The organism is Gramella sp. AN32, from assembly GCF_023718305.1.
GTDB lineage: Bacteria > Bacteroidota > Bacteroidia > Flavobacteriales > Flavobacteriaceae > Christiangramia > Christiangramia antarctica.
This window is the reverse complement of the sequence record NZ_QEYO01000001.1, coordinates 165,347-192,069: the sequence shown is the minus strand read 5'-3', so window position 1 is coordinate 192,069 and position 26,723 is coordinate 165,347. Positions and strand designations below refer to the sequence as shown.

26 protein-coding genes are annotated in these 26,723 nt (G+C 37.3%); 10 read left to right on the top strand and 16 right to left on the bottom strand.

Annotated elements, in window-relative coordinates:
- The first annotated feature begins 173 nt into the window (after nucleotides 1–173).
- Nucleotides 174–1,238 (top strand): hypothetical protein, encoded by a 1,065-nt coding sequence (locus tag DHD80_RS00935; protein WP_251739004.1) that lies wholly within the window; start codon nucleotides 174–176, stop codon nucleotides 1,236–1,238.
- Between the two features lie 856 nt (nucleotides 1,239–2,094).
- On the opposite strand, the gene DHD80_RS00930 is transcribed toward DHD80_RS00935, so the two are convergent.
- The 6 genes from DHD80_RS00930 to DHD80_RS00905 form a co-directional block, all read right to left on the bottom strand.
- Complete coding sequence (locus DHD80_RS00930; RefSeq protein ID WP_251739003.1) at nucleotides 2,095–3,153, bottom strand: nucleoid-associated protein; 1,059 nt, start codon at nucleotides 3,151–3,153, stop codon at nucleotides 2,095–2,097.
- Between the two features lie 131 nt (nucleotides 3,154–3,284).
- Nucleotides 3,285–3,794 carry a plasmid pRiA4b ORF-3 family protein gene (locus DHD80_RS00925; protein ID WP_251739002.1) on the bottom strand — a complete coding sequence of 170 codons (510 nt, stop codon included), beginning with the start codon at nucleotides 3,792–3,794 and terminating at the stop codon, nucleotides 3,285–3,287.
- 114 nt (nucleotides 3,795–3,908) lie between these two features.
- Nucleotides 3,909–4,934: a COX15/CtaA family protein gene (locus DHD80_RS00920; protein ID WP_251739001.1), complete on the bottom strand. Its 1,026-nt coding sequence runs from the start codon at nucleotides 4,932–4,934 to the stop codon at nucleotides 3,909–3,911.
- A gap of 239 nt (nucleotides 4,935–5,173) precedes the next feature.
- Nucleotides 5,174–6,601 carry an HD domain-containing protein gene (locus DHD80_RS00915; RefSeq protein WP_251739000.1) on the bottom strand — a complete coding sequence of 476 codons (1,428 nt, stop codon included), beginning with the start codon at nucleotides 6,599–6,601 and terminating at the stop codon, nucleotides 5,174–5,176.
- Nucleotides 6,602–6,734: 133 nt separating this feature from the next.
- The gene (locus DHD80_RS00910) at nucleotides 6,735–7,304 is read right to left on the bottom strand and encodes an L-threonylcarbamoyladenylate synthase (RefSeq protein ID WP_251738999.1); all 570 of its coding nucleotides are present in this window, start codon (nucleotides 7,302–7,304) and stop codon (nucleotides 6,735–6,737) included.
- A complete protein-coding gene (locus tag DHD80_RS00905) occupies nucleotides 7,291–8,451 on the bottom strand; it encodes a glycosyltransferase family 4 protein (RefSeq protein ID WP_251739319.1) in 1,161 nt (386 codons plus the stop codon). The genes DHD80_RS00910 and DHD80_RS00905 overlap by 14 nt, the downstream gene beginning before the upstream one ends.
- Before the next feature lie 78 nt (nucleotides 8,452–8,529).
- On the opposite strand from DHD80_RS00905, the gene DHD80_RS00900 reads away from it, so the two are divergent.
- The gene (locus tag DHD80_RS00900; RefSeq protein WP_251738998.1) at nucleotides 8,530–9,312 is read left to right on the top strand and encodes a glycosyltransferase family 2 protein; all 783 of its coding nucleotides are present in this window, start codon (nucleotides 8,530–8,532) and stop codon (nucleotides 9,310–9,312) included.
- Here the strand turns inward: DHD80_RS00900 and DHD80_RS00895 are convergent.
- The gene (locus tag DHD80_RS00895) at nucleotides 9,309–10,451 is read right to left on the bottom strand and encodes a CDP-glycerol glycerophosphotransferase family protein (protein WP_251738997.1); all 1,143 of its coding nucleotides are present in this window, start codon (nucleotides 10,449–10,451) and stop codon (nucleotides 9,309–9,311) included. The genes DHD80_RS00900 and DHD80_RS00895 overlap by 4 nt on opposite strands.
- 114 nt (nucleotides 10,452–10,565) lie before the next feature.
- Between DHD80_RS00895 and DHD80_RS00890 the strand changes: the two genes are divergently transcribed.
- Nucleotides 10,566–11,315, top strand: coding sequence for a lipopolysaccharide kinase InaA family protein (locus DHD80_RS00890; RefSeq protein ID WP_251738996.1), 750 nt, complete (start codon nucleotides 10,566–10,568; stop codon nucleotides 11,313–11,315).
- On the opposite strand, the gene DHD80_RS00885 is transcribed toward DHD80_RS00890, so the two are convergent.
- The 3 genes from DHD80_RS00885 to DHD80_RS00875 all read right to left on the bottom strand — a co-directional run bounded on the left by DHD80_RS00885 (nucleotide 11,312) and on the right by DHD80_RS00875 (nucleotide 14,310).
- Nucleotides 11,312–12,382, bottom strand: a complete 1,071-nt coding sequence (locus DHD80_RS00885) for a CDP-glycerol glycerophosphotransferase (RefSeq protein ID WP_251738995.1) — start codon at nucleotides 12,380–12,382, stop codon at nucleotides 11,312–11,314. The genes DHD80_RS00890 and DHD80_RS00885 overlap by 4 nt on opposite strands.
- A complete protein-coding gene (locus DHD80_RS00880; protein ID WP_251738994.1) occupies nucleotides 12,379–13,428 on the bottom strand; it encodes a glycosyltransferase family 9 protein in 1,050 nt (349 codons plus the stop codon). Before DHD80_RS00880 ends, DHD80_RS00885 begins: the two co-directional genes overlap by 4 nt.
- 66 nt (nucleotides 13,429–13,494) lie before the next feature.
- Nucleotides 13,495–14,310 carry a 2,3,4,5-tetrahydropyridine-2,6-dicarboxylate N-succinyltransferase gene (locus DHD80_RS00875; RefSeq protein WP_251738993.1) on the bottom strand — a complete coding sequence of 272 codons (816 nt, stop codon included), beginning with the start codon at nucleotides 14,308–14,310 and terminating at the stop codon, nucleotides 13,495–13,497.
- An 85-nt stretch (nucleotides 14,311–14,395) separates the two neighbouring features.
- Here DHD80_RS00875 and ruvX point away from each other — a divergent pair, with 85 nt between their 5' ends.
- From ruvX to DHD80_RS00855, 4 genes are read left to right on the top strand one after another with little or no spacing between them, the layout of a single operon-like run.
- Nucleotides 14,396–14,803 carry a Holliday junction resolvase RuvX gene (gene ruvX / locus DHD80_RS00870; RefSeq protein ID WP_251738992.1) on the top strand — a complete coding sequence of 136 codons (408 nt, stop codon included), beginning with the start codon at nucleotides 14,396–14,398 and terminating at the stop codon, nucleotides 14,801–14,803.
- Nucleotides 14,804–14,835: 32 nt separating this feature from the next.
- On the top strand, nucleotides 14,836–15,204 hold the full coding sequence (locus DHD80_RS00865; RefSeq protein ID WP_251738991.1) for a four helix bundle protein: 369 nt from the start codon (nucleotides 14,836–14,838) through the stop codon (nucleotides 15,202–15,204).
- Between the two features lie 36 nt (nucleotides 15,205–15,240).
- Nucleotides 15,241–15,831: a peptide deformylase gene (gene def, locus DHD80_RS00860; RefSeq protein WP_251738990.1), complete on the top strand. Its 591-nt coding sequence runs from the start codon at nucleotides 15,241–15,243 to the stop codon at nucleotides 15,829–15,831.
- Between the two features lie 53 nt (nucleotides 15,832–15,884).
- A complete protein-coding gene (locus DHD80_RS00855) occupies nucleotides 15,885–16,331 on the top strand; it encodes a DUF5606 domain-containing protein (RefSeq protein ID WP_251738989.1) in 447 nt (148 codons plus the stop codon).
- A 466-nt stretch (nucleotides 16,332–16,797) separates the two neighbouring features.
- On the opposite strand, the gene DHD80_RS00850 is transcribed toward DHD80_RS00855, so the two are convergent.
- The 3 genes from DHD80_RS00850 to smpB are packed head-to-tail and all read right to left on the bottom strand — an operon-like array spanning nucleotide 16,798 to nucleotide 20,509.
- Nucleotides 16,798–19,263 (bottom strand): DUF5686 and carboxypeptidase regulatory-like domain-containing protein, encoded by a 2,466-nt coding sequence (locus DHD80_RS00850; RefSeq protein WP_251738988.1) that lies wholly within the window; start codon nucleotides 19,261–19,263, stop codon nucleotides 16,798–16,800.
- 31 nt (nucleotides 19,264–19,294) lie between these two features.
- Entirely contained in the window at nucleotides 19,295–20,014 is a 720-nt protein-coding gene (locus DHD80_RS00845) for an SIMPL domain-containing protein (protein WP_251738987.1), read from the bottom strand.
- A gap of 39 nt (nucleotides 20,015–20,053) precedes the next feature.
- Nucleotides 20,054–20,509, bottom strand: coding sequence for an SsrA-binding protein SmpB (gene smpB, locus DHD80_RS00840; protein ID WP_251738986.1), 456 nt, complete (start codon nucleotides 20,507–20,509; stop codon nucleotides 20,054–20,056).
- A gap of 106 nt (nucleotides 20,510–20,615) precedes the next feature.
- Between smpB and DHD80_RS00835 the strand changes: the two genes are divergently transcribed.
- Nucleotides 20,616–21,362: a DUF6503 family protein gene (locus tag DHD80_RS00835; protein WP_251738985.1), complete on the top strand. Its 747-nt coding sequence runs from the start codon at nucleotides 20,616–20,618 to the stop codon at nucleotides 21,360–21,362.
- Here the strand turns inward: DHD80_RS00835 and DHD80_RS00830 are convergent.
- Nucleotides 21,359–21,868 carry a phosphoglycerate mutase family protein gene (locus DHD80_RS00830; protein WP_251738984.1) on the bottom strand — a complete coding sequence of 170 codons (510 nt, stop codon included), beginning with the start codon at nucleotides 21,866–21,868 and terminating at the stop codon, nucleotides 21,359–21,361. The two genes, DHD80_RS00835 and DHD80_RS00830, sit on opposite strands and share 4 nt — an antisense overlap.
- A gap of 1 nt (nucleotide 21,869) precedes the next feature.
- Nucleotides 21,870–22,952, bottom strand: coding sequence for an esterase-like activity of phytase family protein (locus DHD80_RS00825; protein WP_251738983.1), 1,083 nt, complete (start codon nucleotides 22,950–22,952; stop codon nucleotides 21,870–21,872).
- Between the two features lie 101 nt (nucleotides 22,953–23,053).
- Between DHD80_RS00825 and DHD80_RS00820 the strand changes: the two genes are divergently transcribed.
- On the top strand, nucleotides 23,054–23,239 hold the full coding sequence (locus tag DHD80_RS00820) for a CsbD family protein (protein ID WP_251738982.1): 186 nt from the start codon (nucleotides 23,054–23,056) through the stop codon (nucleotides 23,237–23,239).
- A 129-nt stretch (nucleotides 23,240–23,368) separates the two neighbouring features.
- On the opposite strand, the gene clpB is transcribed toward DHD80_RS00820, so the two are convergent.
- A complete protein-coding gene (clpB, locus tag DHD80_RS00815) occupies nucleotides 23,369–25,975 on the bottom strand; it encodes an ATP-dependent chaperone ClpB (protein ID WP_251738981.1) in 2,607 nt (868 codons plus the stop codon).
- Between the two features lie 334 nt (nucleotides 25,976–26,309).
- On the opposite strand from clpB, the gene ytxJ reads away from it, so the two are divergent.
- A complete protein-coding gene (gene ytxJ / locus DHD80_RS00810; RefSeq protein ID WP_251738980.1) occupies nucleotides 26,310–26,708 on the top strand; it encodes a bacillithiol system redox-active protein YtxJ in 399 nt (132 codons plus the stop codon).
- Nucleotides 26,709–26,723: the final 15 nt, after the last annotated feature.

Sequence of the window (26,723 nt, the reverse complement as noted above, 5' to 3'; positions counted from 1 at the left end):
TATTTATTCACTATGTGGATTTAGAATAACCTGCGTTATAGCGGACATATTCCATTAGGTTAAAATGACCCTCTGTTTTAACTGGGGATACTTTTTAAATACGACGGCTAAAATAGGATTTTGTTACATGTTTCCGCATATTAAGCTTATTTTTGAGAAAACTGAACAAATTTATGGAAGAGAAATTAATGTCTAAAAAAAAACCATCCTTCCCAATCAATGATCGGTTTAATAGATATCTCGCCAAATACAATCGCAATACAAAAATCCCTGTTTTTTACGATGATCTTCTTAGATTTTCAGGTTCGATCGTGGTGTACGATCAACATGACGAAGACACTTTTTGGGTGCGCTGTTATTATTCTGATGCCGATAGAACAGAGATCGATTATAGTTTGAAAAAGGTGTATACCATATTACATTCTGATGGTGGTGATGAATCTCTGGAATTTCTGAATGTGGATGCTATCGACTATTGCACCTTCGGAAATTCAAAACCTTTCAGAATAAAAATTAGAAATATCCTGAATGACAGTTTTATTTATTTCTACGTAAAAAAGGCCGATGCTTCCAGGCTTTATGGGCTCGAACTGGAACATTTGCTTTCACCTCACCGAATTAATTTTCTGGTGTATAAAGATACCCTGATTGAAGAGCATATTGTGGGGATTCCCGGAGATGTCTTTATTGAAGATCATTTGCCGGTTTGTGACCTGAGAGCGCAAACACAAATTGCGAAACAGTTCGTAAAATTCAATGAACGCTGTACGGTAAGGCTTTTGGGCGATATGCGTTCTTACAATTATGTGGTAATCCCTACCCATGATTTTGATCATGTGGAATATCAAATACGGGCAATTGATTTTGATCAGCAGTGTTACGAAGGAAAATTAAAGGTATACCGGCCACAGTTTTTTAAAGAGAATTTTACGATGGTGCAGCTTGTAGCAGAAAAACTGGAGAATTCTTCCATCGAGCAATACCGAAAAGAAGAACGTTCGCTTCTGGCAAAAAGGATGATCAATACGAAAAGCCGTTATAAGGAATTAATCAGGTGCATGATTAATGATCATGTAAGTTCCCGGGAAAATGTTTTGGAACTTCGTAACCAGCTTTATGACTTCACCAATGATATGAAGTTTAAGCGCGCCAGCACCATGGGTCAGATTCTTAGGACTGCATTGGATTTCGTGAAAAGAAATTACGAGAATGTGAATATGCAGCGGATGTTGGACTAGAGTTGGAAAGTCGGAAAGTGAAAATGTAGCAATGTATCAATAGAACAATTTGAAAATATACCAATTTAAAAATTTGAAAAATATTTCCGCGCCAGAAAAGAAAATAGAAAGAATTAATATACCTGTATCTACCATCCTGACTCCCGGGGGCTTGCGCTCCGCTCGTAGTGACGTTCAAATTTGCTTCTTTTCACAAAATTGTTCCAGTTGTATTTGTCACATGAGCATAGTCGAAATGTGGACTGTTTGTCATCGCGAGCGCAGCGTGGCGATCTCTTAAAAGGATTTATTCTTTATATGTGATTGCTTCGGTCACTTCGTTCCCTCGCAATGACGAATGCTTTGTCACATTGAGTCGAAATGTGGAAACAGGATTCCTGTTAGTTGCTCATTCCTATGAGATTTCTCCCTACGGTCGAAATGACCGGGACGATATTTTTTTAAATTATTTACTATTCTGAAGCATTTAATAAAGTGAAAGCCATTCCGATCCCGATGGTTCGGGAGAGGAATCTCCTAAAGACTGCTTCGCTCCGCTCGCAGTAACGTTTAAATTAGCTTCTTTTCACAAAATTGATCGAATACGTATTTGTCACGCAGTCAGAGTGCCTTTTTAAGAGTTTCAAGTTGTACTTCTGAAGGGTATTGATGACTCTTTTGTAAAGTGAGATTTCTCCCTACGGTCGAAATGACCGGGTCGATTATTACTATTCTGAAGCATTTAATAAAACGGAAGTCATTCCGAACGGAGTGAAGAATCTTATGGAGAGACTGCTTCGCTTCACTCGCAGTGACGTTCAAATTTGCTTCGCTCCGCTCTCAATGCCATTCTTAAAATTTAACTTGCTAAAAAACACTAGTTTTTCTCCTCTTTATTGAAATAAACCAAATAGTAATACATCTGTTTTTCCTCGTCCCAGCCTTTTTCTACAAATTTTTCAGCAGATTCTGAATTCACAAAATCCATTTTGATTTGAATATGGGTATCGAGGTTAATCACACTCTTGATCTTTTTTCGGGCTTCAGTAACGGCCTTATTCGCAATAGGAAAAGTGGTGAGATCTTCCACCTTGAATTTTGGCGCTTTTTCAACTTTATAATTTTGAAATTCCGGAATTAATTCAGGATTCTCGATCACAGAATTCATGAAATTGGTCTCTTCAAAGTCATCATTCTTGGCAAAATAATCCATACTCCGGTTCATGAACATCACTTCCTGTTTTTTATCTTCCGCAGGAAATACCACGTCTTTGGCGAAGTTTTTACAGAAATTAAGATAATTCTTGGTAAAGTAATTTTCATCTGCCAGCACATCTACGCCAAGGAAATTTTCCAGCCAGTATTTGGTGTCGTAACGGTTAGAATCTACGGAAAGAATTTTATAACCTTCCTCCTCATTTTTATTGAAAATCAGCGCGCCTTTATCTAATTTATTCAAATTGATTCCCTGCTGAACGATCATTTCCAGATTGCTGGATTTTTGCTCAAACTGAAGAAAGTCATGTTTTAACTCAGATTTAAAAATTCCAATTGCGGAAACTTTTTCATTATCCAGTTGCATATTCTCAAAATATACCACGTAAACTTCCCCACTTTTTATATGCGGGTGCGTGGACTGCTCATAAAGCAGTGTGCCTATTTTTTTAGAATATTCGTGAGTGTTTAGCGGATCTTTAAAGATCTCTTTAGAAAGATTATAAAGTTCATTGAACTCAAGATCATGTTCATGATGAAATTTGTAATAAGATTCTTCTTTTTCGCGGAAAGGTTTTAGGAAATATTCCTTTATAAGTGGGGTAATCTCATCATTCAAATGATAGGTAGAAGCCGATAAAAATATATTCTCACCTCTGTTTTTGTTCCCAACCCGGTGAATAGAAAGGGATTCAATTTGTGCATTAAATAAGTTGATCATTCGGAGTTAAAAAGTTAGAAAGTTGAAAGTTAAAAAGTGAACAGTAAACTTCACCATCATTATGCTTAGGATTTTTTCACCGCTCTTTTGGAGAGGTCGGAACTGCCTTTTAACAGTCGGGGCGAGGCTAGCTAATTCCAGTTCTCATCAAAAGAAAGGTCGTCGTAGTCATCGGTATCAAAATCATCATCAAAATCACCGTTAAGTTCATCACTTTCGCCAACGAATTCTTTTTCCGGAGCAGCATCGGGAAGTTGGCCATGCACATACATTAGATTGGGATAATCCCTTCCTTCTTCCGGCTCAGTAATTTGAGCAAGTTCCACAAAAAATGTCCACATGGTTAGGAAATCGTACACATAGATCATTTTAGTCTGGCTGGCAGAAAGAATACTATCCAGTGTCGTCTCATTCATCAGTCTGATTGTTGAATCGTTGCCACTCATATCAAACTGGTGAATTTCTTCTCCCTGTGTCCATTTATCATCACTTAAGTAGAAAGAGGCCATCTCGGTCCCATCAAAACCAAATGACTGAACGATGGAATTATGAAGATCTTCCAGGGTGCCTTCCTGAAGCATTTCAATATCCCTAAATACATCATCATCAGCGTCAAGAATTACTCTAAATCTATAAATCATAGCTAAAAATTTTGGGGATCAAATCCTTTAGGATAGGACCACAAATTATTCGGAAAAAATTAAATTTTAGATGATAAAATCAGGGCATTTTTTGAACCCGTTTAGTGGGCAAAGTTACAAATTTTTAATTTTTCTTTCCGCATAAAAGCATTCCAATAACAGGTAAAATTGAAGGCCAAAAAGGAATGTAGCGATCACTAAATGTAGTGGCTGTGATAACAGCGGAAAATCAAAATTGTACATCGCCACACCGGTGATAATTTCGATAATAATAAGATCTATGACCCAATTTATTTTAGAGAATTTGAGATGAAGGTTCCGATTTTGCCACCAGAGAAAAAGGTTCACTAAAAGCACCAATATTGAAAACGAACGATGAACATAGAAGGTAAGGTTTGGATGATCCAGCCAGGCCGATTCCATTCCATAGCCCATGGCCCTAATTTGTTCATCTACAAATTGCCTTACCTGAGTTCCCATAATAATTTGAACCAGCGTTAAGATAGAGGCCAGGATCAGGAGGTTCTGAAAAACTGTAGTCTTTTTATGCTCATTTTTTATTTCGGAAGAGAAGTAGAGTAGGTAGAGTAGCACCGCTACGATAACAAGGGCCATCACCATATGAATAGTGATCTTTACCGGGGCCAAAACTGAATAAACCACGGTCGCACCAAGCCAACCCTGAAACCCCATGAGGAATACACATAGCCAGGAAAGTATAGTGATCCTTTTTCGAAATCGGAATTTTTTGAGCGAAAGCAAGGCCATAATGAACACAGCCAATCCGGCTAAAGCCCCCGTTAACCTGTTTATATATTCCACCCAGGTATGCGTGGGATTAAAAATCGCGTAATCGTGTTTTTCATAATTATTCCAATTCGCTTCGGAATATATTTCTGAAGTGGTAAAATCTTTTGCGGCCACTTTTAAAGTTTCGTCAACGATGATCACCTGACCTTCTTTGTAGGTTCTATTTGGCTGAAATTCAAGTTCAGTTCTTTCTGAAGGCGGGATATAATAGCCGAAACATTTGGGCCAGTCTGGACAACCCATTCCGGAACCGGTCATTCTTACCACTGCGCCGGCAATAATGACCAGATAAACAAGTATTAGCGATATTTTAACCCAGTTTCTATACATTTTAGAAGTTAGAAGTTAGGCCTTCGACTGCGCTCAGGCTGGCACATTTCATTTTAATTTTCAAGTGAAGCCTTCGACTGCGCTTAGGCTGGTACATTTCATTTTATTTTTAAAAGTAAGGCCTACGACTGCGCTTAGGCTGACACTACTTTTATTAAATTAAGGACTCTGCTCAGGCTGACATCAAATAATTTATTCATTTCAAATTTTCAAATTCCCACATTTTCAAATTAATTACATTAATCCACAGTCAATCCTAATAATTCCCCTTTTTTCAGCATAAAATTTCGGGCAGCTTCATATTCGTTTGGAATATCACCTTCAAGAATAGCTTCTTTTATCGCAGCTTTTATTTGCCCGACTTCCCTGCCCGGTTTTATTCCAAATGTTTCCATGATTTCTTCACCGCTTACCGGTGGTTGGAAATTTCTCACATGATCCCGTTCTTCAACTTCCTGGATTTTTTCCCGTACTACCTGAAAATTTTGATGATATTTTTTAAAACGCTTTGGATTTTTGGTCGTAATATCCGCTTCGCATAATATCATTAGATGGTCAATATGATCACCAGCGTCAAAAATGAGTCGGCGTACAGCAGAATCAGTCACGCTATCATCAGCAATGGCAATAGGCCTGGAGCTTAATAAAACCATTTTTTGCACAAATTTCATTTTCTCATTGAGGGGAAGACGAATTCGTTTAAATAGTTTAAAGACCATTTTAGCTCCTACAAATTCATGTCCGTGAAAGGTCCAGCCAATTTTTTTATGAAATTTCTTAGTAGGCGCTTTACCTATATCGTGTAAAAGTGCCGCCCAGCGTAGCCAGAGATCATCAGTTTCTTGAGAAATATTATCTACTACTTCCAGAGTATGCCAAAAATTGTCTTTATGCGTTTGCCCTTCCACTTCATCAATTCCTTCCAGGGCAGTAAGTTCCGGAAGAATTTTTTTAAGCAAACCTGTTTTATATAACAGGGCAAAACCCTTTGAAGGTTTTGGACTTAGCAGAATTTTATTCAATTCGTCGACAATTCGCTCTTTCGAAATTATTTTAATTCTATTGCAGTTTTCTTTAATAGATTTTAATGATGCTGCTTCAATCCTAAAATTTAATTGCGACGCAAAGCGAATCGCACGATACATCCGCAAAGGATCATCTGAATAAGTGATATCAGGATCTAAGGGAGTTTTGATTATTTTCTTTTGAAGATCATGGTAACCATCAAAGGGATCCAGTAAATCACCAAATCCGTTCTCATTGAGTCTTAAAGCAAGCGCGTTAATAGTGAAATCCCTTCGATTTTGATCATCCTGCAGCGTGCCATCCTCCACAACCGGTTTTCGGCTATCCTCGCGATAGCTTTCCTTTCTTGCACCTACAAATTCAATCTCCATATCATAGGCGCGAAGCATAGCAGTTCCAAAATTTTTAAAATATTGAACCTTTGGTTTATGCTGAAGCTTTTCTGAAACTTTTGCAGCGAGGTCCATACCGCTTCCCACGGCCACAATATCAATATCTTTTGGTTCGCCACGCTCAAGAAGATGATCCCGAACAAAGCCTCCTATAACATAGGCTTCTACCTGCAGTTCATCGGCAGCTTCAGCAATAATTGAAAATATAGGATGTTGTAAAGCTTTCCTGTAATTGTGGTATTTCGGCATCTCTTACTTTAATAATTTTTCCACTCCTTCTTCATCTGGCCTAACTGCCGAAACAGGCAGCATTTTTCCTTTTCTCCCTCTCCTTGGGGAGAGGGGTGAGGAGAGGGGCAAATAAAAAATACTTTCAATTTTTTTATTTGCGTATCACTTTCACCTGCCCGTCATTGCTCAGCTTAATTATTGCTGATGGTTTAGGCGACTTTTTTGAACGGTCCAAATTTACTACATAGTCCACACCTTTTAAAATTTGAGGCGTGATTTGATCGAAAGATTGTGGCGTTGGCTGGGAACTAATATTTGCTGAAGTAGATACGATTGGTTTTTTCAACTTTTTGATGAGTCCGGAGCAAAAAGTATCCCGCACAACACGAATTCCCAGCGTATTATCATCACTTACCAGATTTTCAGCAATATGATAAGGCTGATCGTAAATGATCGTCGTTGGTTTAGTTGCATATTTTAGAATATCATAGGCTGTTTCAGGCACATTTTCCACGTACTGCTCCAACATTTTAAAATTGGAGACCAGGCAAATTAGTGCTTTGTTTTCCTGACGTTTTTTCAAGGCAAACACCTTATCTACAGCATCGGCGTTGGTGGCATCGCAGCCAATTCCCCAAACCGTATCTGTAGGATAGAGGATGATGCCGCCACGTTTTAGAACATCTATACAATTCCAAATTTCCTGATCAAACTTCTCCATATATAATTTCTTTATAAACTTCCAAGGTTTTTTGAGCCATGATGGCGGAAGTGTAGTTCGTATGTAATTTTTTAAAGGAAACTTCCGTAAATTTTTTCCGAAGTTCTTTATCTGAATGCAAAGCTATTAATTTATCTCCTAAACAGGCAGGATTATGGGGATCACATAAATAGCCATTTTCCCCATGCTTAATAATTTCGGGAATTCCCCCAACGTTGGTGCTTACTACCGGAACCTCATAATAAAAACTTTCATAAATAAACTGCGGAATTCCTTCACTTTGGGAAGTCAAAAAGGAGATATCAAATTGCGGAATCACCTGAGAAGCCTCGGGCAGAAAGTCTAAAAAACTGATATGTTTTTCCAAACCTTTAGATTTGATGCTTTCAAAATAAGTTTGAGACCGCCTGGTGAAACTTCCAATTTCCACAAAATGGAAATCTTTGCGATTTAGTTTATTGATAACATAATCTACGGCATCAATATAATTCTGCAGATTTTTCGCACGAATATGGTTGGCAATGGTGCCCACCAAAATTTTATCCTTTGGGATATTCAATTTTTTCCGAAGATCGATTATTTTGGTTTCTTCTTTCGGAACCCTGGTGCCGTGGTAAATGGTAACCAGTTTTTCTTTATCCTTAACGCTTTCCGAAGTAACGCTTTTTGTTCTTTCTGAAACACAAAGGATTTTTGCGATATTGGAATGGTTGTATTTATAAAGCGTGCCTTTTCGGTTTTTAATAGCAAATGATGTTTTTTTGCTTAACACGAAAGGAGGTAATTTTGCCAGTTTTGTCGCCATTACGGAAAGGGTTAATGCCGTGGAATCATGAATGTGGATAAGGTCAATTTTCAATTTTCTGGTAAGCCTTATGATCTTTGAGACATACCGGAGGTCAAATTTTATGGCCAAAGATGCGGTATAAAAACTAAGTTTTTTTTTCTTTAAAACTGCATGAAATTCTGATTGCCTGGGACAAAGTATGTAATTATTTATTTCTGAATCGATCTTAGTCAATTCATCACATAAATTCTCAATATGATTTTCACCGCCACCCCAGTTATAAGTCGCGGAAAGATGTAAAATATTGAGTTTGTTTCTTGAAATAAGTTTTGAGGCTTTGTTAATACTGCAAAAATACATTTTCTTCAACAGCTATATATTATATTGAAGTTTATATAGATTTAAAAATCCTAATTTTGAACTTTCAATTTAGATTTCATGAATAATGCGCTTTTGATCTCCACTTACAACTGGCCCGATGCTTTACATCTGGTCTTAAAAAGCGTGGAAAAACAATCTGTAAAACCCGATGAAATCCTTATTGCCGATGATGGTTCATCAAATGAAACCAAAGATGTAATTGATATTTTCAAAAAGTTGGGATTGCCCATAAAACATATTTGGCAGGAAGATGATGGTTTTAAACGTACGTCTATCTTAAATAAAGCAATAGCCGCTTCAAAGGCAGATTATATTATCCAGATTGATGGGGATTGTATTATTCATGAAAAATTTGTGGAAGATCATCTCATTCTTGCAAAAGATGATACTTTTCTATTTGGAAGCCGGGTTAATATTAAAGAAAATGCCGTTGCAGAGGTATTTCAAACAGAACAGACCCGGTTCAATTTCACTTCAAATAAAATTTCCAGGAAAACACGCAACCTACATGTTCCCCTTTTTCGTGATTTATATACTGAAACTACCGAATTGAGCAAAAAAGTTCGTGGCTGTAACCTTTCTTTTTGGAGAAAAGATTTTATTAGCATTAATGGTTATAATGAAGAAATGACCGGTTGGGGAAAGGAAGATTCAGAAATGATCATCAGGCTTTTAAACTCCGGTGTGAAAGGGAAACGTTTGCGGTATGGTGGAATTTTGTATCATATCTGGCATAAAGCGAGTTCGCGAAGCCAGGAAAATATCAATGAAAAAATTGAGGCGAAAACTGCACAGGAAAATCTGAAACGCTGTGCAAAAGGGATTGATCAATATCTTTAAGTTTGTCTTTCTTTTTCCAAAAAAGCGATAATCAATTTGGCGGCCCTTTCTGAAGCCGTACTTCCAGGTTCGGAATAGAAATTTTCACTATCTATTTTCTTTTGAATCTCCAGATAATTCTTTTCAAATTTTTGCTGAATATTTTCCAATGCATCTTCAAGTTGTGAAACATTTTCAATGACTTCACCCAATTTCCAAAACCTGAACTTTATATCATTTTTGTAATCAAAATGATTGGGATTAAGAAAAATACAGGGTCGTGGTGGTTCATGGATGAATTCGTAAACCTGGCTGGAAACATCGCCAAGATAAATATCAGCACTGTTTACATAGCTCATATCAACACTTTTTGGACTGCCCAGATCTATTAAAATATTATTCGCATTAAAATATTTCTGGCCAATTTCAGCTACTGAATGTCCACCCTTTAATTCTTGAAACAAGTGCAGGTGCGGAGCGAAAATCAAATTATATTCAGGATGTTCGTAGAAAAAATTCAGCACTTGAAGTCCGCTTTTTTTCCACGAAGTTACTTCCGGGTCAAAATGTGGATTATAGATAATCGTTGGATGAGCATTTCCGAAGAATTTTTCCTTTTTATTTTCTGCAATAGCATCATGTTTGGGGTATCCGGCAACTACAGGGTGAGCACCTAGAATACCCATTTTTTTAAATTGCTCGTACATAAATTCTCCATACAGAAGTTGAAAATCAAACTCCAATTGTTTTTCATTATAGCTGTAGGAACGGCCGGGCGCACCATGATCAAATTTCAATAATTTGAGCCACTTTTTTTTTCTATTCTTTAGAAAATACCGGTGAAAAAAGTCGCTAAAAACAATCGCATCAAAATTATTTAGAATATATTTTTGATTTTTCCTGATCCAAAAACCTTTTCTGGGAAGTTCCCTTTTCTTCAATTTATCAGTAAATGCACGAAATGCAGAGGTTTTTAGTTTTTCAACTTTTACATTTTCCCCGCCAAGTTCTTTCAGACTTTTAAAAAGCAAAGGATCACATTTTGGATGGGTGAGGATACTTACCTCCTGGGTTCTGGAAAGTTCGATCGCCACCGTAATAAAATGATAGATATGATGGATTTCGTCGAGAAAAAGAAAGGCGATCTTAAAAGGTTTCATTGCTGAAGAATTTCTGGCAAGGTAAATAATTTCAAAATTTTAAATTCAATTCCATATACTTTGAAAAAGTTTATAAGCCAATGCTTCGCTAAAACATTATTGTATTTTTGTATTATGAAATCGGTTGTTTCTAAAAAATATGATCCCGAAAAAGTCCTTGCGCTCATAGAGAATTTCAAAAATTCTGGAGAGGTTTTAAGCAGTGGCCGAAATGAGATTAGACTTTTTGATCTCGATGGAAAGATACTAAATGTGAAGTCGTTTAAAGTTCCAAATTTTATTAATAAAATCACTTATAAATATTTCAGGAAATCTAAAGCCCAGCGTTCTTATGGATATGCAAATGTATTAAAGGATAAAAAGATTGGCACCCCAGAGCCCATTGCCTTCTTCGAAAATAGCGAAGGAAATACTTTTCAGGAAAGCTATTATGTTTGTGAACATTTAGATGCCGATCTCACTTTTCGAGAGCTGGTATCCAATCCTAATTTTCCCGATCATGAAGAAATCCTTCGCGCTTTCACCCGCTTCACTTTTAAGCTCCACGAAGAAAATATTGAATTCTTAGACCATTCGCCGGGAAATACTTTGATTAAGAAGAATGGTGGGCATTATGATTTCTATCTGGTGGATCTCAACCGCATGAATTTTAAAGAAATGACTTTTCTGGAGCGAATGAATAATTTTAGCAGGTTAACTCCCAAAAAAGAAATGGTGGTGATCATGGCCAACGAATATGCTAAATTCGTGAATAAACCGGAAGAAGAAGTTTTTGGAAAAATGTGGTTTTTAACGCAGCAATTTCAGGAACGGTTTCACCGGGAAAAAAGATGGAAGAAAAAATTGAAATTTTGGAAAAACTAAGTTTCTTTTTTTAAAGTATAAGGAGCTGAAAAACTTTTAAAAGTCCAGTAGCCTAATGTCTTTCTAACTTTATACTTTCTTATAAGATTTAAAGGCTTTGATTTTAAATAAGATTTGTCCTCATGAAGAAATTTTATACAGGCATCAATGACTCTTTTGCTTGATTTGCCGTCTTGATACGGATGAGAAAATTTTGCAAATTTATCGATTTCTTTAATCAAACCTACCGGATAATCTAAGGCTCTTTCAAATGCACCTTCAATATCAGAAACTTCTGAAACATCTATTAAATAAGGTCCGGGCATATTATTCTTAAAAGTGACCACTAGTTTTCTCTGCAATAAAAATTCAATAATTGCCGAAGTAGTATCAGAGAACATGATATCAGCTTTTTTGAATAGCGGAATCAGATTTGTAGTATCGTAGAATTTGAAATTTTCATTCTCCAGACTTCTGAATTTTTTAACGGTTTTTGCTTCGAGTTTGGGATGTAGCACCGCCATGAACTGATATTTACCGGTTTTTGATAATCTAGCTATTTCTGCCAACACATCATTTTTTAGTGCCAGGCTGTAATATTTCGTAAAAGTGGAAGAGATCAAAATGACCGGTTTCTCATTCTGATTTTCTTCCAGGGGAAATAGCGGATCCATTTTGGACCAGCCGGTTTCTATTACTTCAAATGTTTGATATTTCTTTTGCTGTTCTTTGAAAGGAACTGTACTGGAGGGTCCCTGAGTGCAATAAAGATCGAAGAAGCCTCTGATGGTAAATTGATCGGTTCCTTTGCGTTTGTTCGCCGGAAAACCATGAAAAACCTGCACTTTTAATCCCGGGAAAAAGTCGGGCACGGTATCGGTGATGGCTAGAACGAAATGCGGATTATAAGCTATTGCATCTTCTACGCTTTCAATAAGTTCTCCATGCTGCGGAAATAACTTTTTAGGCTCTTCCATTCCAGAAAACCACTTTACAGTATCACTTCTTTTTTGAATTTCCTCCTGCAGCGGGTTTCCAATTGGGATCGCATATGCGTGGTTAATATAAATCAGGAAGCGATACTTCATTTCGAGTTATTTTTCAGAAATTGATGCAGGTCATTTTCGATTAGTTCGGGAAGGAATTTCTGATAAAAAGGCTCCCATTCTTTTTTGAGTTGTTTTTCAGGTTTGACTTCAAATAATTTCGGTTTGTAATCTTTCAAATGTACCGAAACGTTCTTGTTGCCATCCTCATACATATTCCAGTTAGACTTATTTAAAGGAGGAGCAAAGATTGCAAAAGACGGAACATTCAGTGCTTTGGCCATATTCACGCCTCCGCCTTCATTCCCGATCAGGGCATCACAGTGATAGGTAAGCGCTAAAAACTCCCGCAAATTCTTTCCGTAGATATTTAAATGAATATGCTGTTGAGTCCCTGGCTGGCATAAATCGAATAATTTTTCGATCTCTCCGCGTTGCGAGGGCATATAGTTAAAAAGCAATTCAGCCTTAGTGCTGCCTACAATTTGATCCAGCAATTTCGCGAAATAAGGAAGGGGATAGGTCTTCTTGTGGTTACTTCCCAAAGCGCCGATCATGTAGATCGTTTTATTCAGATCAATTTCAGAAGCAGTTAAAGTAGCTTTTGCTTTTTCGATCTCTGTTTCGGTAAGATAAATTTTAGGTTTTATTTCCGTAGGGAAATCTGGAGAAAGTGGAGAAAGCATTCTTAGCCTTTTCTCAATAGCCGAACCTGCTATGGTTTTAGCCTGGATATTTCTGCTGAAAACATGTGTGGAGACACGCCTGGTGTAAAATTTATCGTAAGAAACCTTAATTTTCGCCCCGGAAATTCCCGTGAGCATGGCTGTTTTTAGATTTGAAAGCACATCGATGACCACATTGTATTTTTGGGCTCGAATATTCTTAGCCAGTTCTGAAAACCTTTGATCTTTTTTATAAACGATTACATAATCTATAAAAGGGTTGTTTTCTACTATAGGAAGCGTGTGCTCGAAAACTAGATAATGTAGCTCGGCTTCAGGATATTTCTCACGCAGTGCCTCAAAGAGGATGGAGGATGTAAGCACATCCCCAATCATTTTCATCTGTATGATCAATATTTTCATCCTTTCCTAATCTAATATTTTTGGTCTTTATGATTCCCCTCCCTTTGGGAGGGACTAGGGGAGGGTTTACACCGCCACGCTATATTCTCTTAAAGCGTCGTTCAGGGAAGTTTTTTTATTGGTGCTTTCTTTTCTCTTACCAATGATCAATGCACAGGGCACCTGAAAATCCCCGGCAGGGAATTTCTTGGTATAACTTCCCGGGATCACCACAGACCGGCCTGGTACATAGCCTTTGTATTCTTTAGGTTTATCACCAGTTACGTCTATGATTTTTGTAGAACCCGTCAGCACGACATTTGCGCCCAAAACCGCTTCTTTTTCCACCCGAATTCCTTCCACGACGATACATCTTGAACCGATAAAAGCGTTGTCTTCGATGATAACAGGAGCCGCCTGTAAAGGCTCTAGCACACCGCCAATTCCCACACCACCGCTCAGGTGAACATTTTTACCAATTTGCGCACAACTACCCACCGTGGCCCAGGTATCTACCATCGTACCCTCATCTACATAAGCGCCAATATTCACATAACTGGGCATCAAAATCACTCCAGAAGAGATATAAGCGCCATGTCTGGCTACGGCATTTGGTACGACCCTGATTCCTTTTTCTTTATAACCTCTTTTTAAAGGCATTTTATCGTGATATTCGAAAATTCCGGCTTCCAGTGTTTCCATTTTCTGAATAGGAAAATAAAGCACAACTGCTTTTTTAATCCATTCATTTACCTGCCATCCCCCTGAAACCGGCTCAGCAACACGAAGTTCTCCTTTATCTAAAAGGTCGATCACTTTACGTATCGCATCTGTAGTTTGTGTATCTTTTAATAGGTCTCTGTTCACCCAGGCATTTTCGATTATCGCTTGTAATTGCTCCATTTTTAATTTTTTTCAAATATAAGAGCTACGGGCCAATATCTACAGACAAACCAATATAAACCTTACCTTTGTTCAAATTTTTGAAATGGCCAGAATACTTGCCTTGGATTTCGGATTAAAACGAACGGGAATTGCGGTTACCGATGACCTGCAACTCATTGCGTCCGGTTTAACTACGGTGGAAACCAGGAATTTGATCGAGTTTCTTCAGGCTTATTTTCATAAAGAAAATGTAGAAAGAGTTTTAGTGGGGGAACCCAGACGTATGGATGATTCGGCTTCTGGTATTGAAGCAAATATTTCAGAATTTTTAATTTTTTTTGAGAGTAAATTTCCGCAGATGCCGGTGGAGCGAGTAGATGAACGCTTTACGAGCAAAATGGCTTTTCAGAGTATGATAGACAGCGGACAAAAAAAGAAAAAAAGAAGGGATAAAGCTTTGATCGATGAAATTAGCGCGACTATTATTTTGCAAACCTGGCTGTATAAATGAATAATGTATAAGGAATATTGATTAATTGTTAAATGAAAAATGAGTTAATCCTCCGCACAAAAAAATTTGCTCACGAATGTGTGAAGATTGCCATTGAACTTTCGAAGTCTAATTCAAAGCTCGGAAATCATATAGAAAATCAATTGATTAGATGTTCCACTTCTGTTGCCGCTAATTATAGGGCCGCTTGTTTAGGCCAATCAAAAAAGGCGTTTATTTCTAAACTAGGGATCGTGATCGAAGAAGCTGATGAGTGTATTTTTTGGATGGAATTTCTTCAGGATGAAAATTTGAAAAATGACGAGCAATCAAACAAAATGCTGAAAGAGGCCAGAGAATTAACCAGTATCTTCATCGCCTCAAGAATTACAGCAGTTCGAAATCTACACGAAAACAAATAGATTATTAAATTTGCACTATAAAATATTCAATTTAAAATGATCGTACCTATAGTTGCCTACGGGGATCCGGTATTAAAAAAGAAGGCTAAAAACATTGAAAAGGAGTATCCAAAACTGGATGAATTGGTGAATAATATGTGGGATACCATGTTCAATGCCAGTGGGGTAGGTCTTGCGGCTCCGCAAATTGGACTACCCATTAGCATGTTCGTGATTGATCCTGCACCCTTTAGTGAAGATGAGGAACTGGAGGAGGAAGAGCGCGAAAGTCTTAAGAATATGCGTAAGGTCTTTATCAATCCAAAAATTCTGAAAGAAGAAGGCGAAGAGTGGGCTTTTAATGAAGGCTGTTTAAGTATCCCCGATGTTCGCGAAGATGTTTTCAGAAAACCTGTTATTAGCATTGAATACTTTGATGAACAGTGGGTAAAACATACAGATTCTTTTAGCGGACTCGCCGCCAGGGTGATCCAGCACGAATATGATCATATCGAGGGAATTTTATTTACAGATAAGCTTTCCAGTTTGAAAAAAAGACTGATCAAAGGCAAACTCGCCAATATTTCCAAAGGAAAAATAGATGTGGATTATAAGATGCGCTTTCCTAATATGAAAAAAGGGCGTTAATGTTTTTGATAATTGAACAGGGCAATTGATATTTGCCACTTAAAAAATTGAATATGGGATTAGATAAAATTCTGGCCATTTCCGGAAAACCGGGACTTTATGAATTAACTGCTCAAACCCGAGGAGGGTTTATTGCAAAATCGATGCTGGATGGTAAGAAGATTGCTGTAAACATGCGTCACAATGTGAGCATTTTAAGTGAAATCGCCATCTATACCTATACGGAAGAAGTACCCCTTGGTGAGGTTTTTAAAAAGATCAAAGAAAAGGAAAACGGGGAAAAGGCATTAAGTCACAAAGCTTCAAAAAAGGAGATGGAAAATTATTTTTCTGAAGTACTGCCAGATTATGACGAAGATCGCGTTTATGCCAGCGATATGAAGAAAATGTTGCAATGGTATAATTTATTGGTTGAAAATGATTTTACCGATTTCTCTAAAGAAGACGAAACTGAAGAGAAAAAAGATTCTAAACCTAAAGATAAAGACGAAGAAGAATAGTATTCTAAGCCTTGTAAAAATATTAAAAAGGTCTAAAAAATCTAAAAAAGCGTCATCCTGAGACCCATGATAAAAAAATTATCTAGCGTAGAAAATCGACGTATTTTTTAGAAGATCTAAGGGGAGATGCTGAAACAAGTTCAGCATGACGGCAATTTTAAAAACCAGCATCGTCACCCTGAACTGGTTTCAGGGTCCTCCAATACGTAACCAAATAAAAATACGTCAATGGTAGCGGAGCGAAGTAAATTTGAACGTCACTGCGAGCAGAGCGAAGCAGTCTCTCTATGAGATTCCTCACTTCGTTCGGAATGAGTTGCTAACTTTAAAAAGAATTTTATTTTTTTATTTTAAAACGATGGACTTTCAGTCCATCGTGGCTTATTTCAAGATCTCATTGAATTTAAAATTAACCAGGTAGAAGCTGAAACGAGTTCAGCCTGGCGACAATTTTAGACCTTTTTTATTAAAATTTTAGTCCGAAAACAAAGGAGCCATCTCGATTTCCATTAAATTCAGAAATGACATAGTCTAATCTCAATACCCGGAATTTCCCAAAACCAAGATTATCAACTCCTACCGAATATTCTGAATAAGGATTTGTACCTGCTGTAGACAATCGATGCGCTCCAACGATTAAATTTAAATTAAGCTTATTGATCAAAGGCATTTTTCCCAAAACCCAACCCTGGAAATCGTGCTCCGCGTGAAATTCAGCAAAATTCCGGTTGGTGCTAAATTGATAATAGGGCATCAGGTTAAATTTACCCACATAACTTCCAAAACCAATCCTGGTTTGATTTGCATCGAAATGTTTATAATCTACCAGGCTAATATCTTCGGCGTTAGAGAAAATTCCGCCATTTATTTTATAACTAAAGGAACCTTTGTTACCTAATTTCAGGGTTTGGCGTGCTTCCGCAGTAAAAAGATCAAAATTGTAATCGTCGATACTGGCAGCAAAAGCTTTTTCCCAGCCAAAGTTTAGCCGGGGATATTTGTTTGTATAAACGTTGTATTTGCCATTAGGATAACTCATGTATTTTTGCCCAAAAACTACAAGCCCTGATAAACCAAACTTCATTATATCATGTTCAGCAAAAGCTAAACTGCCAAAATTATCCGGCTGCAAGGGATTATTTGAAGTATACATTTTATCCTCCCGATCAATAAAAACATGATTGGTATGATTCACGAGCGCTTTTCTATTCTCCCAACTCATTCGGGAATTTAAGCGCAATCCTGTAAAGATTTCCTGCCCATAGCCAATTTTCGCGTATCCAAGCTCATAGAGTTTTAGGTAATTTTGTTCAAAGAAAATTGTCGTGATATTATTGAGAAGAGGGGAAATAGGCAGCAAATTATTGATCTGTGCTGTTTTCACACCACCTTCGATCTCCAATAAGGGGCGGGTAAAATTATTAAATTTCTTTCTGAAACCTCCGCTGATCCTAAATCGTTCCTCGCTTAAACCATAGCTCATATTAGAGGATAGTTGCCAGTAATTTTCCTGATCCTCACCGGTACGCTGTGAATACGTAAGATCAATATTGGTGTTCCAACCCTGCACTGTATTAAAAGCTATCCCGGTAATTGGCGCGCCTATTGAGAAATATCGGTTCTTCCAGGAATTTTGATACGTATAACCAAACAAAACATCGGTTAAGCCAAATTTATTCCGAACGTGATCGATGGAATCCTTATAAGGTTTGGAATCGCGTACTATCTGAATACTGTCTTTTTTTACATAATCTTCAATCTCCTCGGTAGTTAAGGGTACAGGTCGAATTTCTTCCCAGTAAATTGAATCCTTTTTATTTGCTGCATCGCCAAAACTCAGGATTTCTTTCCCGAAACTTTTAGCGTTGAAATCAGGCTGAAAATTATAATTACTGTACACCGCTGTAAACCTTCCATTTCCCCCAAACCCAAACATTTTAAAACTAAAATCAACCGCCTGCGAAATTTGAATATAAAGTTCATTTTCAGGCGAATATTTATAGTTTTGAGTAAAGACAATTTCTTCAACAGGAGGGATTTGAAGCGCTTTTCCTGTAGTAGAAAGTTCTACCCCATAAATTTGCCAAAGGTCTTCGACAATATAAATCAAGCCCGAAAAAACGCGATCGTTCTCCCGCCTGGGAACCACTCTAATTTTATTGATTAGATTTCCCTGATTGTCATAAAAAACTCCTTCAAGCTGATACTTGTAATAATTGAAAGCATATTCGGCGATGGGAGAAACCATTTCACTGTTTATTTCCAGCGTGTTCTCATAAAATGAAAAATAGGCTTCCTGGGCGGAATTTAAACTGAAGCCATTATCGTTACCACTCACTTTGGAAGCAATGATCTTTTCTTTAAAATCATCTGGTTTTTGAAAGGCAATTTCTGAAATAGTTTCACTTAAATAAACAATCCCACTTCTTGTAGAATCCAGCCCGCCACCTAAATCACCAATATCCTGACCGAGAATTTTTTCCGGGGCATTCTCAATGCGCCACAATCCGCGAGAGTAAAAGTCGGCGGTAAATGAAGCCAGTTTTTCAGCGTTAATTTCCCTAAAATTTATCGCCTGCCTGATAATTCTATTGGCAGGATTTTCATTTGCATCTACGGTAATTTCATTGAGAGAAGTACTTTCAGCAAAGAGGGTGGCATTTTGTTCAAAAGGAAACTTTTCAATAGATACCTTTTTTTTGATCGTTTTATATCCTAAAAATTGAAAGATTAGGGTGTGGTCCCCGGTCGTATTCAGTTTTAATTCATAAAAACCTTCAGCATTTGTGGTCGTGCCTATGTTTCCATTTTCGGTATAAATATTAACGTAGGGAAGTGGTTCACCTTCTTCGTTACTTACCTTTCCCGTAACCTGGGAAAAGCTTTGAAAATTAATAACAAGAAAGAGAATGCAAAAAAAGTTTTTAAACATAGAGGGGGTTTAATATTAAGAGGTACAGGGCCTATTTTATATGAAATTCAACATATAAGGTGGCATTTACCCGTACATTTCCAGTATTGATTGAAATAGAATTGCCTGCTGATTGTTCGGCAACCTCAGCCATAGCGGCATCACTACTCGCACCGCGATTATTGGGAAGTGATGAGGTTATAGAAACATTCCCGATTTTTAATAGTTCCAAATCTTCTTCAGGAATTTCAGCTATTAATTTTTTAGCCAGCACTTCGGCTTTGTGAAAAGCTTTGATATAAGCTTTATTTTCAAGGCTATCCAGTTTGGAATGAGAATAGCTCAATCCGTTTAAATTAAGATTTCTATTTTCTAACAATTCCGAATAAATTTCATCCAGTTTATCCAGGTCTTTCACCTTTACATTAATAGAGGTAGCACTGTTATACCCCTGGAAAACCTGAGAATTATTTGCCCATCTATAACTTTTATTCATGGAGATCGCGGTGGTTAAAAGATCTTCCTTATCAATTCCATAATCCAATAAGCTTTGCGTTAAAGCATTTGATTCATCAACAAGACATTGTTTGGCCCCTTTCACCGTAGGTTTCAAACAATTAAGATAAATAGTGAATTCCGCCATGTCTGGAGTGGTCTCAATTTCTCCTGAACTTTTGATCATCATGGTTTTAAAATTGGCATTCGACTCGATACGGTCATGAGCACACGAGGAAAGTAATATCAAAAGGCCCAATCCAATTATTCTATTCATAGCGCGGTTTTATTGCTAAATAACGTAAAAATGTAAATATTACTTATACTCCTTCTTGATTCTATCCATTCTACGCTTATTATCACGGTCTTTAATCGTTTCGCGTTTATCAAATACTTTTTTTCCTTTGGCCAGGGTGATCTGCATTTTGGCTAAACCACGGTCATTGATGAATACTTTAAGCGGAATAATGGTTAATCCTGAATTGGTAACTTCTTTTTCCAGCTTTCTTAATTCTCGTTTTTGAAGCAGAAGCTTGCGTTCACTTTTGGGATTGTGGTTAAAATGGGTAGCATGGGAATATTCTTCGATATGCATATTGATCACGAAAAGTTCCCCATTATGGAATTCACAAAAGCTTTCGGTAATACTGGCTTTTCCCTGACGGATCGCTTTAATTTCGGTTCCGGCAAGTTTTATCCCGGCAATATATTTATCTAAAAATTCGAAATTGAACTTCGCTTTCCTATTCCTAATATTAATGGCATTCTTCATACGCCCACAAAAATACAAGCTTTCGTCTAAAAATTTCCTAATGCGAATTTAAAACTTCTCTGAATAGGGCTTAAATTTCTATATTTGTGCTCCGAGATCGTATTTTATGAAAAAGTTATTCCCCCTGTTTTTACTTTTAGCTTTTATAGCCTGCTCAAAAAAATCTAAAGATCCAAGTGCACAGGAAATTGTTAACAAAGCAATTGAAAATACCGGCGGGGATCTTTATTCCAACGCTGAAATTTCCTTCACCTTTAGAAATAGAAATTACCGAAGTATCCGCAGAGGCGGAAAGTTTTTATACGAGCGAACCATGATCGATTCTATTGGAGATACGATAGTAGATAAATTGAGCAATGTTGGTTTGGAAAGGATGGTAAATGATTCTGTGGTAGAAGTAGCAGATTCTCTGGTAATGCCTATAAGCAATTCGGTAAATTCCGTGCATTATTTTGTACTGATTCCATTTGGATTGGATGCTCCCGCGGCGAATAAAAAATTGTTGGGGAAAGACAGTATTTTTGATAAGGAATATTACGAAATTGAAGTTACCTTTTCAGAGAAGGGTGGTGGTACAGATCATGAGGATGAATATGTTTACTGGATCGATACGCAGGATTATAGTATCGATTATCTTGCTTATAATTTTGAGGTTAATGACGGCGGAATACGGTTCAGAAAAGCGGTAAATCCAAGAATAATTGAAGGAATTAAATTTGTTGATTACGAAAATTATAAATATCGTAAACTGGAAACCCCATTAAAGGCCCTGGATAGTCTTTTTGAAACCAATGATCTTGATAAGGTTTCAGATATTATAACTGAAGATATTAAAGTAAAAATTGGCCGCTAATTAATGTACAAGACTTTATGTGTCTTTTTCCCGTCAGGAAGTATCTCCACGATAAATAAAGCGCCATTCTGCGAATCGTCTATATTTTCATAAACGGAATCTCCTAAAATAGCATTTACAAACATGGGAGTGGTATTACTATGACCTACCACCAGGATCGTTTTCCCTTTAGTCCCAGCTTCAAAATCCTGATCAAATAATTTATTCGGGTCATAACCCAAATTTTTTAATTTTTTTGAATTAGCTGTGGGCATAGCGGTTTGCATGGTTCTTTTATAGGGAGTACTATAAATGGCGTCAAATTTTACCGCATCAAAAACTTCGGCCCATTTATTCGCTCTTTCCATACCTTCAGCATTTAATTCCGGATCTTCATTTGTAGGATCACTGCGATCCTTTTCCGCATGCCTGATCAAATAGTAGGTGGTGATCTCTTCGGAAGCTTCTTTCTGGACATTTGTACATGAACTGAAGGCAACGAGTAAAATTAAGAGGAGCTTTTTCATATTATTTTTTGAATTTTATCTGAAGTAATATAAACTGGTTCAATTGCTTCACAAAGGAATTAAAGTTATTATCGGAAACCAATATCAAACTTTGTTGGCCATTCTCAAGTTTTGGCCCCAGCGTCATCCCTTCAATATTATCGATTATTTTATTGGTAAGTTGCTTTTTTACCTTTTTAAAATTAAACCGAAGTTGCTTCTCTGCAAACCTGTATTTTTCTCCTTTCAATTGTTCCAGGTTGAGAATATTGGTAGCATTTTCGGCATTTACGCTAAAGATTTTTATGGTGTTTCCGTGAGAACCATAACCTGCGGAATAGGACCTTTCCATGATTAGAAATTGATCCGGTTCATATTCAATAATCTCAACCGCTCCATTTACGGCGAAGTAATTAATGGGCAATTTGGCAATCCCGTCAAGGTTATAGGCAAATTCCTTGACCGCATTTCCTTCCAGATCATATTTGGTAATTCTAACAGGCGTTTTTGTGGGGAACACCTTAGATTTGGAACCATCTTTTTCCAGGACGGTTTCAGTAGCCACCCAGTATCCCAATCCATCAGCGCTTTTCGATAATCCTTCAAAAACACCGTTATTTCTTGGATGTTGTTTACCTTCGGCGGTAAAATGAGCAGGAATTTTGAACTGATTTTCAATCTTACCTTCTGTAGAAATAATATAGATTCCCGGATCATTTTGGTTGGAAATTAGACCCTCGCTGCTCACGATAAAATTGCCGTTTTCCAACACACGAATCCCTTCAAGGTCTAAAACCCGATGCGTTGTTTTTTCAATTTTTAACACTTCGGAAAATCTTATGATATCTATCTTATTATTGAAAATGTCAATCTGTAATTTATAAATTCGTGGAAGGGAGGAATCATCACAAACTAAATAATAATTGCCCTGAAAATAGTCAATTCCGGAAAGTCCGCCAATTTTGGTTTCTTCAAATTGAACTTCCGTAGGCTTGAGTACATATTCATCCAGAAATTTAATTTCAATATCTTCCGTATGAACTTTCCTGGAAACCCCACAGCCTGAAAGCGATACCAATAAAATTATTAAAAGATATATTTTCATAAATTCAAAAATAACAATTGTTTAAGATAATTATGTGAGATTCTTAGGAATGCTTAAAGTTTGATAATAGTAATTTAGGATACAACAATAAATCAAAAGTTATGAATGATGATCAATTAGAAGGTAAGTGGAAACAAATTAAAGGAGAATTCAAACAGAAATACGGAAGTATTACTGATGATGATTTCACTTATGCCGAAGGAAAATTTGACGAAATGCTCGGTCGTATGCAGGAAAAAACCGGTAAGACCAAAGAAGAGTTAAAAAGGGAAATAGATAGATGGTAGTTGAAACCCATCATATATTAAAAAAGGCGATCAAAATTTTGATCGCCTTTTTTATTGAATAAAAAATTTCTTGAAATCGACTATCCCCGAGGCAGAGCCGTCGGGGAATTATTTAAATTAAAACTAAAATTATTTCTTTTCTTCTAACTGCTCCTGATTTCTAAAAACCAGTTCATCATTAAATTCATCCAGCAGAATAATACTGTCAGTTGTAATGTCCCCGGAAAGGATTTCTTTGGAAAGTTTATTCAATACTTCCCGCTGAACCACCCTTTTTACCGGTCTTGCGCCAAATTGTGGATCGAATCCCCTCGCAGCAAGAAAATTGATAGCCTCTTCAGTAGCATCTAAAACAATTCCCTGTTTCCCCAGCATTTTCTGTACACCTTTAATCTGAAGTTTTACGATCTGTCTTATGTTTTTGTGAGAAAGCGGACTAAACATCACGATATCGTCGATCCTATTGATAAATTCCGGACGCACTGTTTGTTTTAAGAGCCCCAGTACTTCAACTTTGGCCGCTTCCATTGCAGTATCGGCATCCTTAATCGTTTCATATTTCTCCTGAATAATATGGCTTCCCATATTCGAAGTCATTATGATGATGGTATTCTTAAAATCGGCTACACGACCTTTATTATCGGTTAAGCGACCTTCATCCAGCACTTGTAACAAAATATTAAAAGTATCTGGATGTGCTTTTTCTATCTCATCTAATAAAACCACAGAATAGGGTTTTCTTCGAACGGCTTCCGTAAGTTGTCCCCCTTCATCATAACCCACATATCCCGGAGGTGCGCCTACCAATCTACTCACGGCATGCCGCTCCTGGTATTCACTCATATCGATCCTGGTCATCGCAGACTCATCATCAAATAAATATTCAGCAAGCGCTTTGGCTAACTCGGTTTTACCAACTCCGGTAGTACCAAGGAATAAAAAAGAACCAATTGGCCTGTTTTGATCCTGTAGTCCGGCACGGCTTCTGCGCACCGCATCACTCACGGCGATGATCGCTTCTTCCTGTCCAACCACACGTTTATGTAAATCCTGTTCCAAATGCAGCAATTTCTCGCGATCGCTTTGCAACATTTTGGTTACCGGAATTCCGGTCCATTTTGCCACCACTTCGGCAATATCTTCATTAGTAACTTCTTCCTGAATTAAGGATTTTCCATCTTTCTGTTCCGCTACCTGTTTTTGAAGTTGCTCCAGTTTTTCCTGGGCTTCTTTAATTTTTCCGTAGCGAATTTCCGCAACTTTACCATAATCTCCTTCACGCTCTGCTCTTTCAGCTTCAAGCTTGAAATTTTCGATATCCGACTTTGTATTCTGAATATTATCTACAATTTCTTTTTCACTCATCCAGCGCGCATGCAAATCGTTTCGCTCTTCCTTGAGATTAGCAAGATCTGCTCGTAAAGACTTTAATTTAGATTCGTCTTTTTCACGTTTAATCGCCTCGATTTCTATTTCCAGCTGCATGATCTTTCGATCCAAAACATCAAGTTCTTCTGGTTTGGAATTGATTTCCATTCTTAATTTGGAAGCGGCCTCATCCATCAGGTCAATCGCTTTATCTGGCAGAAATCTATTCGTTATGTAGCGTTGCGATAATTCTACCGCGGCGATAATCGCTTCATCTTTGATCCTTACTTTATGATGAGTTTCATATTTTTCCTTGATTCCGCGGAGGATAGAAATAGCACTTTCCACATCTGGTTCTTCCACGATCACTTTTTGAAAACGTCGCTCCAAGGCTTTATCTTTTTCAAAATATTTCTGATATTCATCCAGTGTGGTCGCTCCAATCGCTCTCAGCTCACCTCTGGCCAATGCTGGTTTTAAAATGTTGGCTGCATCCATTGCGCCCTGGCCGCCTCCGGCACCCACCAGAGTATGGATCTCATCAATAAAAAGAACAATATTTCCGTCGCTGCCGGTTACTTCTTTAATCACGGCTTTCAATCGTTCCTCAAATTCACCTTTGTATTTAGCCCCGGCGATAAGTGCCCCCATATCCAGGGAATAAATCCTCTTATCTTTTAGGTTTTCCGGAATATCCCCATCTACAATTCTATGGGCCAATCCTTCAGCAATGGCAGTTTTCCCGGTTCCGGGTTCACCAACCAGCATGGGATTATTTTTAGTCCTTCTGGAGAGGATTTGTAAAATTCTGCGAATCTCTTCATCCCGACCAATTACGGGGTCCAGTTTTCCTTCCTCCGCAAGTTTATTCAGGTTACGTGCATATTTATCCAGGGAATTGTAAGTTTCTTCTGCGCTTTGGGAAGTCACCCTATCCCCCTGGCGTAACTCATCTATTGCAGCTCGCAAACCTTTCTCAGTAGCGCCCTGATCTTTTAAAACCTGTGCTACTTTACTGGAAGATTTGAAGATTGCCAGGACTAAATGCTCTATGGAAACATATTCATCGTTCATCTTTTTGGCAATAGTAGAAGCTTCATTTACCGTTTTGGAAGCTTCCCGGGAAAGCATGATATCGCCTCCGCTCACCTTCGGAAAACTTTCTAAATTCCTATCGAGAATTTGAGAAAAAAGATTTACGTTAATGTTCAGTTTTTTCAGCAAAAATGGGATCACATTTTCATCTACCATCATCATGGCTTTGAAAATATGCTCGTTTTCTATTTGCTGGTGGCCCATCTCCTGCGCAAGCTGCTGTGCCTGCTGAATAGCCTCCTGTGATTTTATAGTAAAATTATTAAAGTTCATTTTCTAAATTTTTAATTCCATAATTCAATTTATATACCAGCTCCTTAAAATGCCATAAAGTCAGACACGATGCGGTTTTTAAAGACAAAAAGGCAGTTTATATTAATTTAATGAGAATAATGCTAATTTGATTATAAGCTCGATTTTAAGATGGGGAATAGCATCCTATAAAGAACCTGTATAGATCATTATCATTAAACTAATTGCATAAATAATATATGGAATAAAATGGAAATGAATTTAAATCCATGGTCACAATTCTTTCTAAAAATTAATGAAGCATTTATTTCATTTCAATATTCGTGATTAAACTTTTATCTTCGCAAAAAAAGAAATGGGATTATTTGATAAAATGTTCAATGCTGAAAAGAAAGATAACCAGGAAATGAAGAACAAAACTCCGTGGATTGATCTTAATTCTATAGATCAGTTGGATGAGATTGAGAACAGGTCTGAAGAAAGGACCGTAGCTATTTTGAAACATTCCACTACCTGTGGGATTAGCAGAATGGTTTTAAAAATGTTCGAATCAGATTATGATCTGGATAAGGACGAAGCTATAGATCTTTACTTTTTAGACTTAAAATCTCACAGAGATATTTCCAACGCCATTGCAGAAAAATTTAGGGTAAGACATGAAAGTCCGCAGTTGATCGTTCTAAAAAATAGGGAAGTAGTGCACCATTCTTCTCACCAGGCTATTTCAGCAAATAAATTGAAAGAACTGGTTTAATTTCCGAGTTGTCAT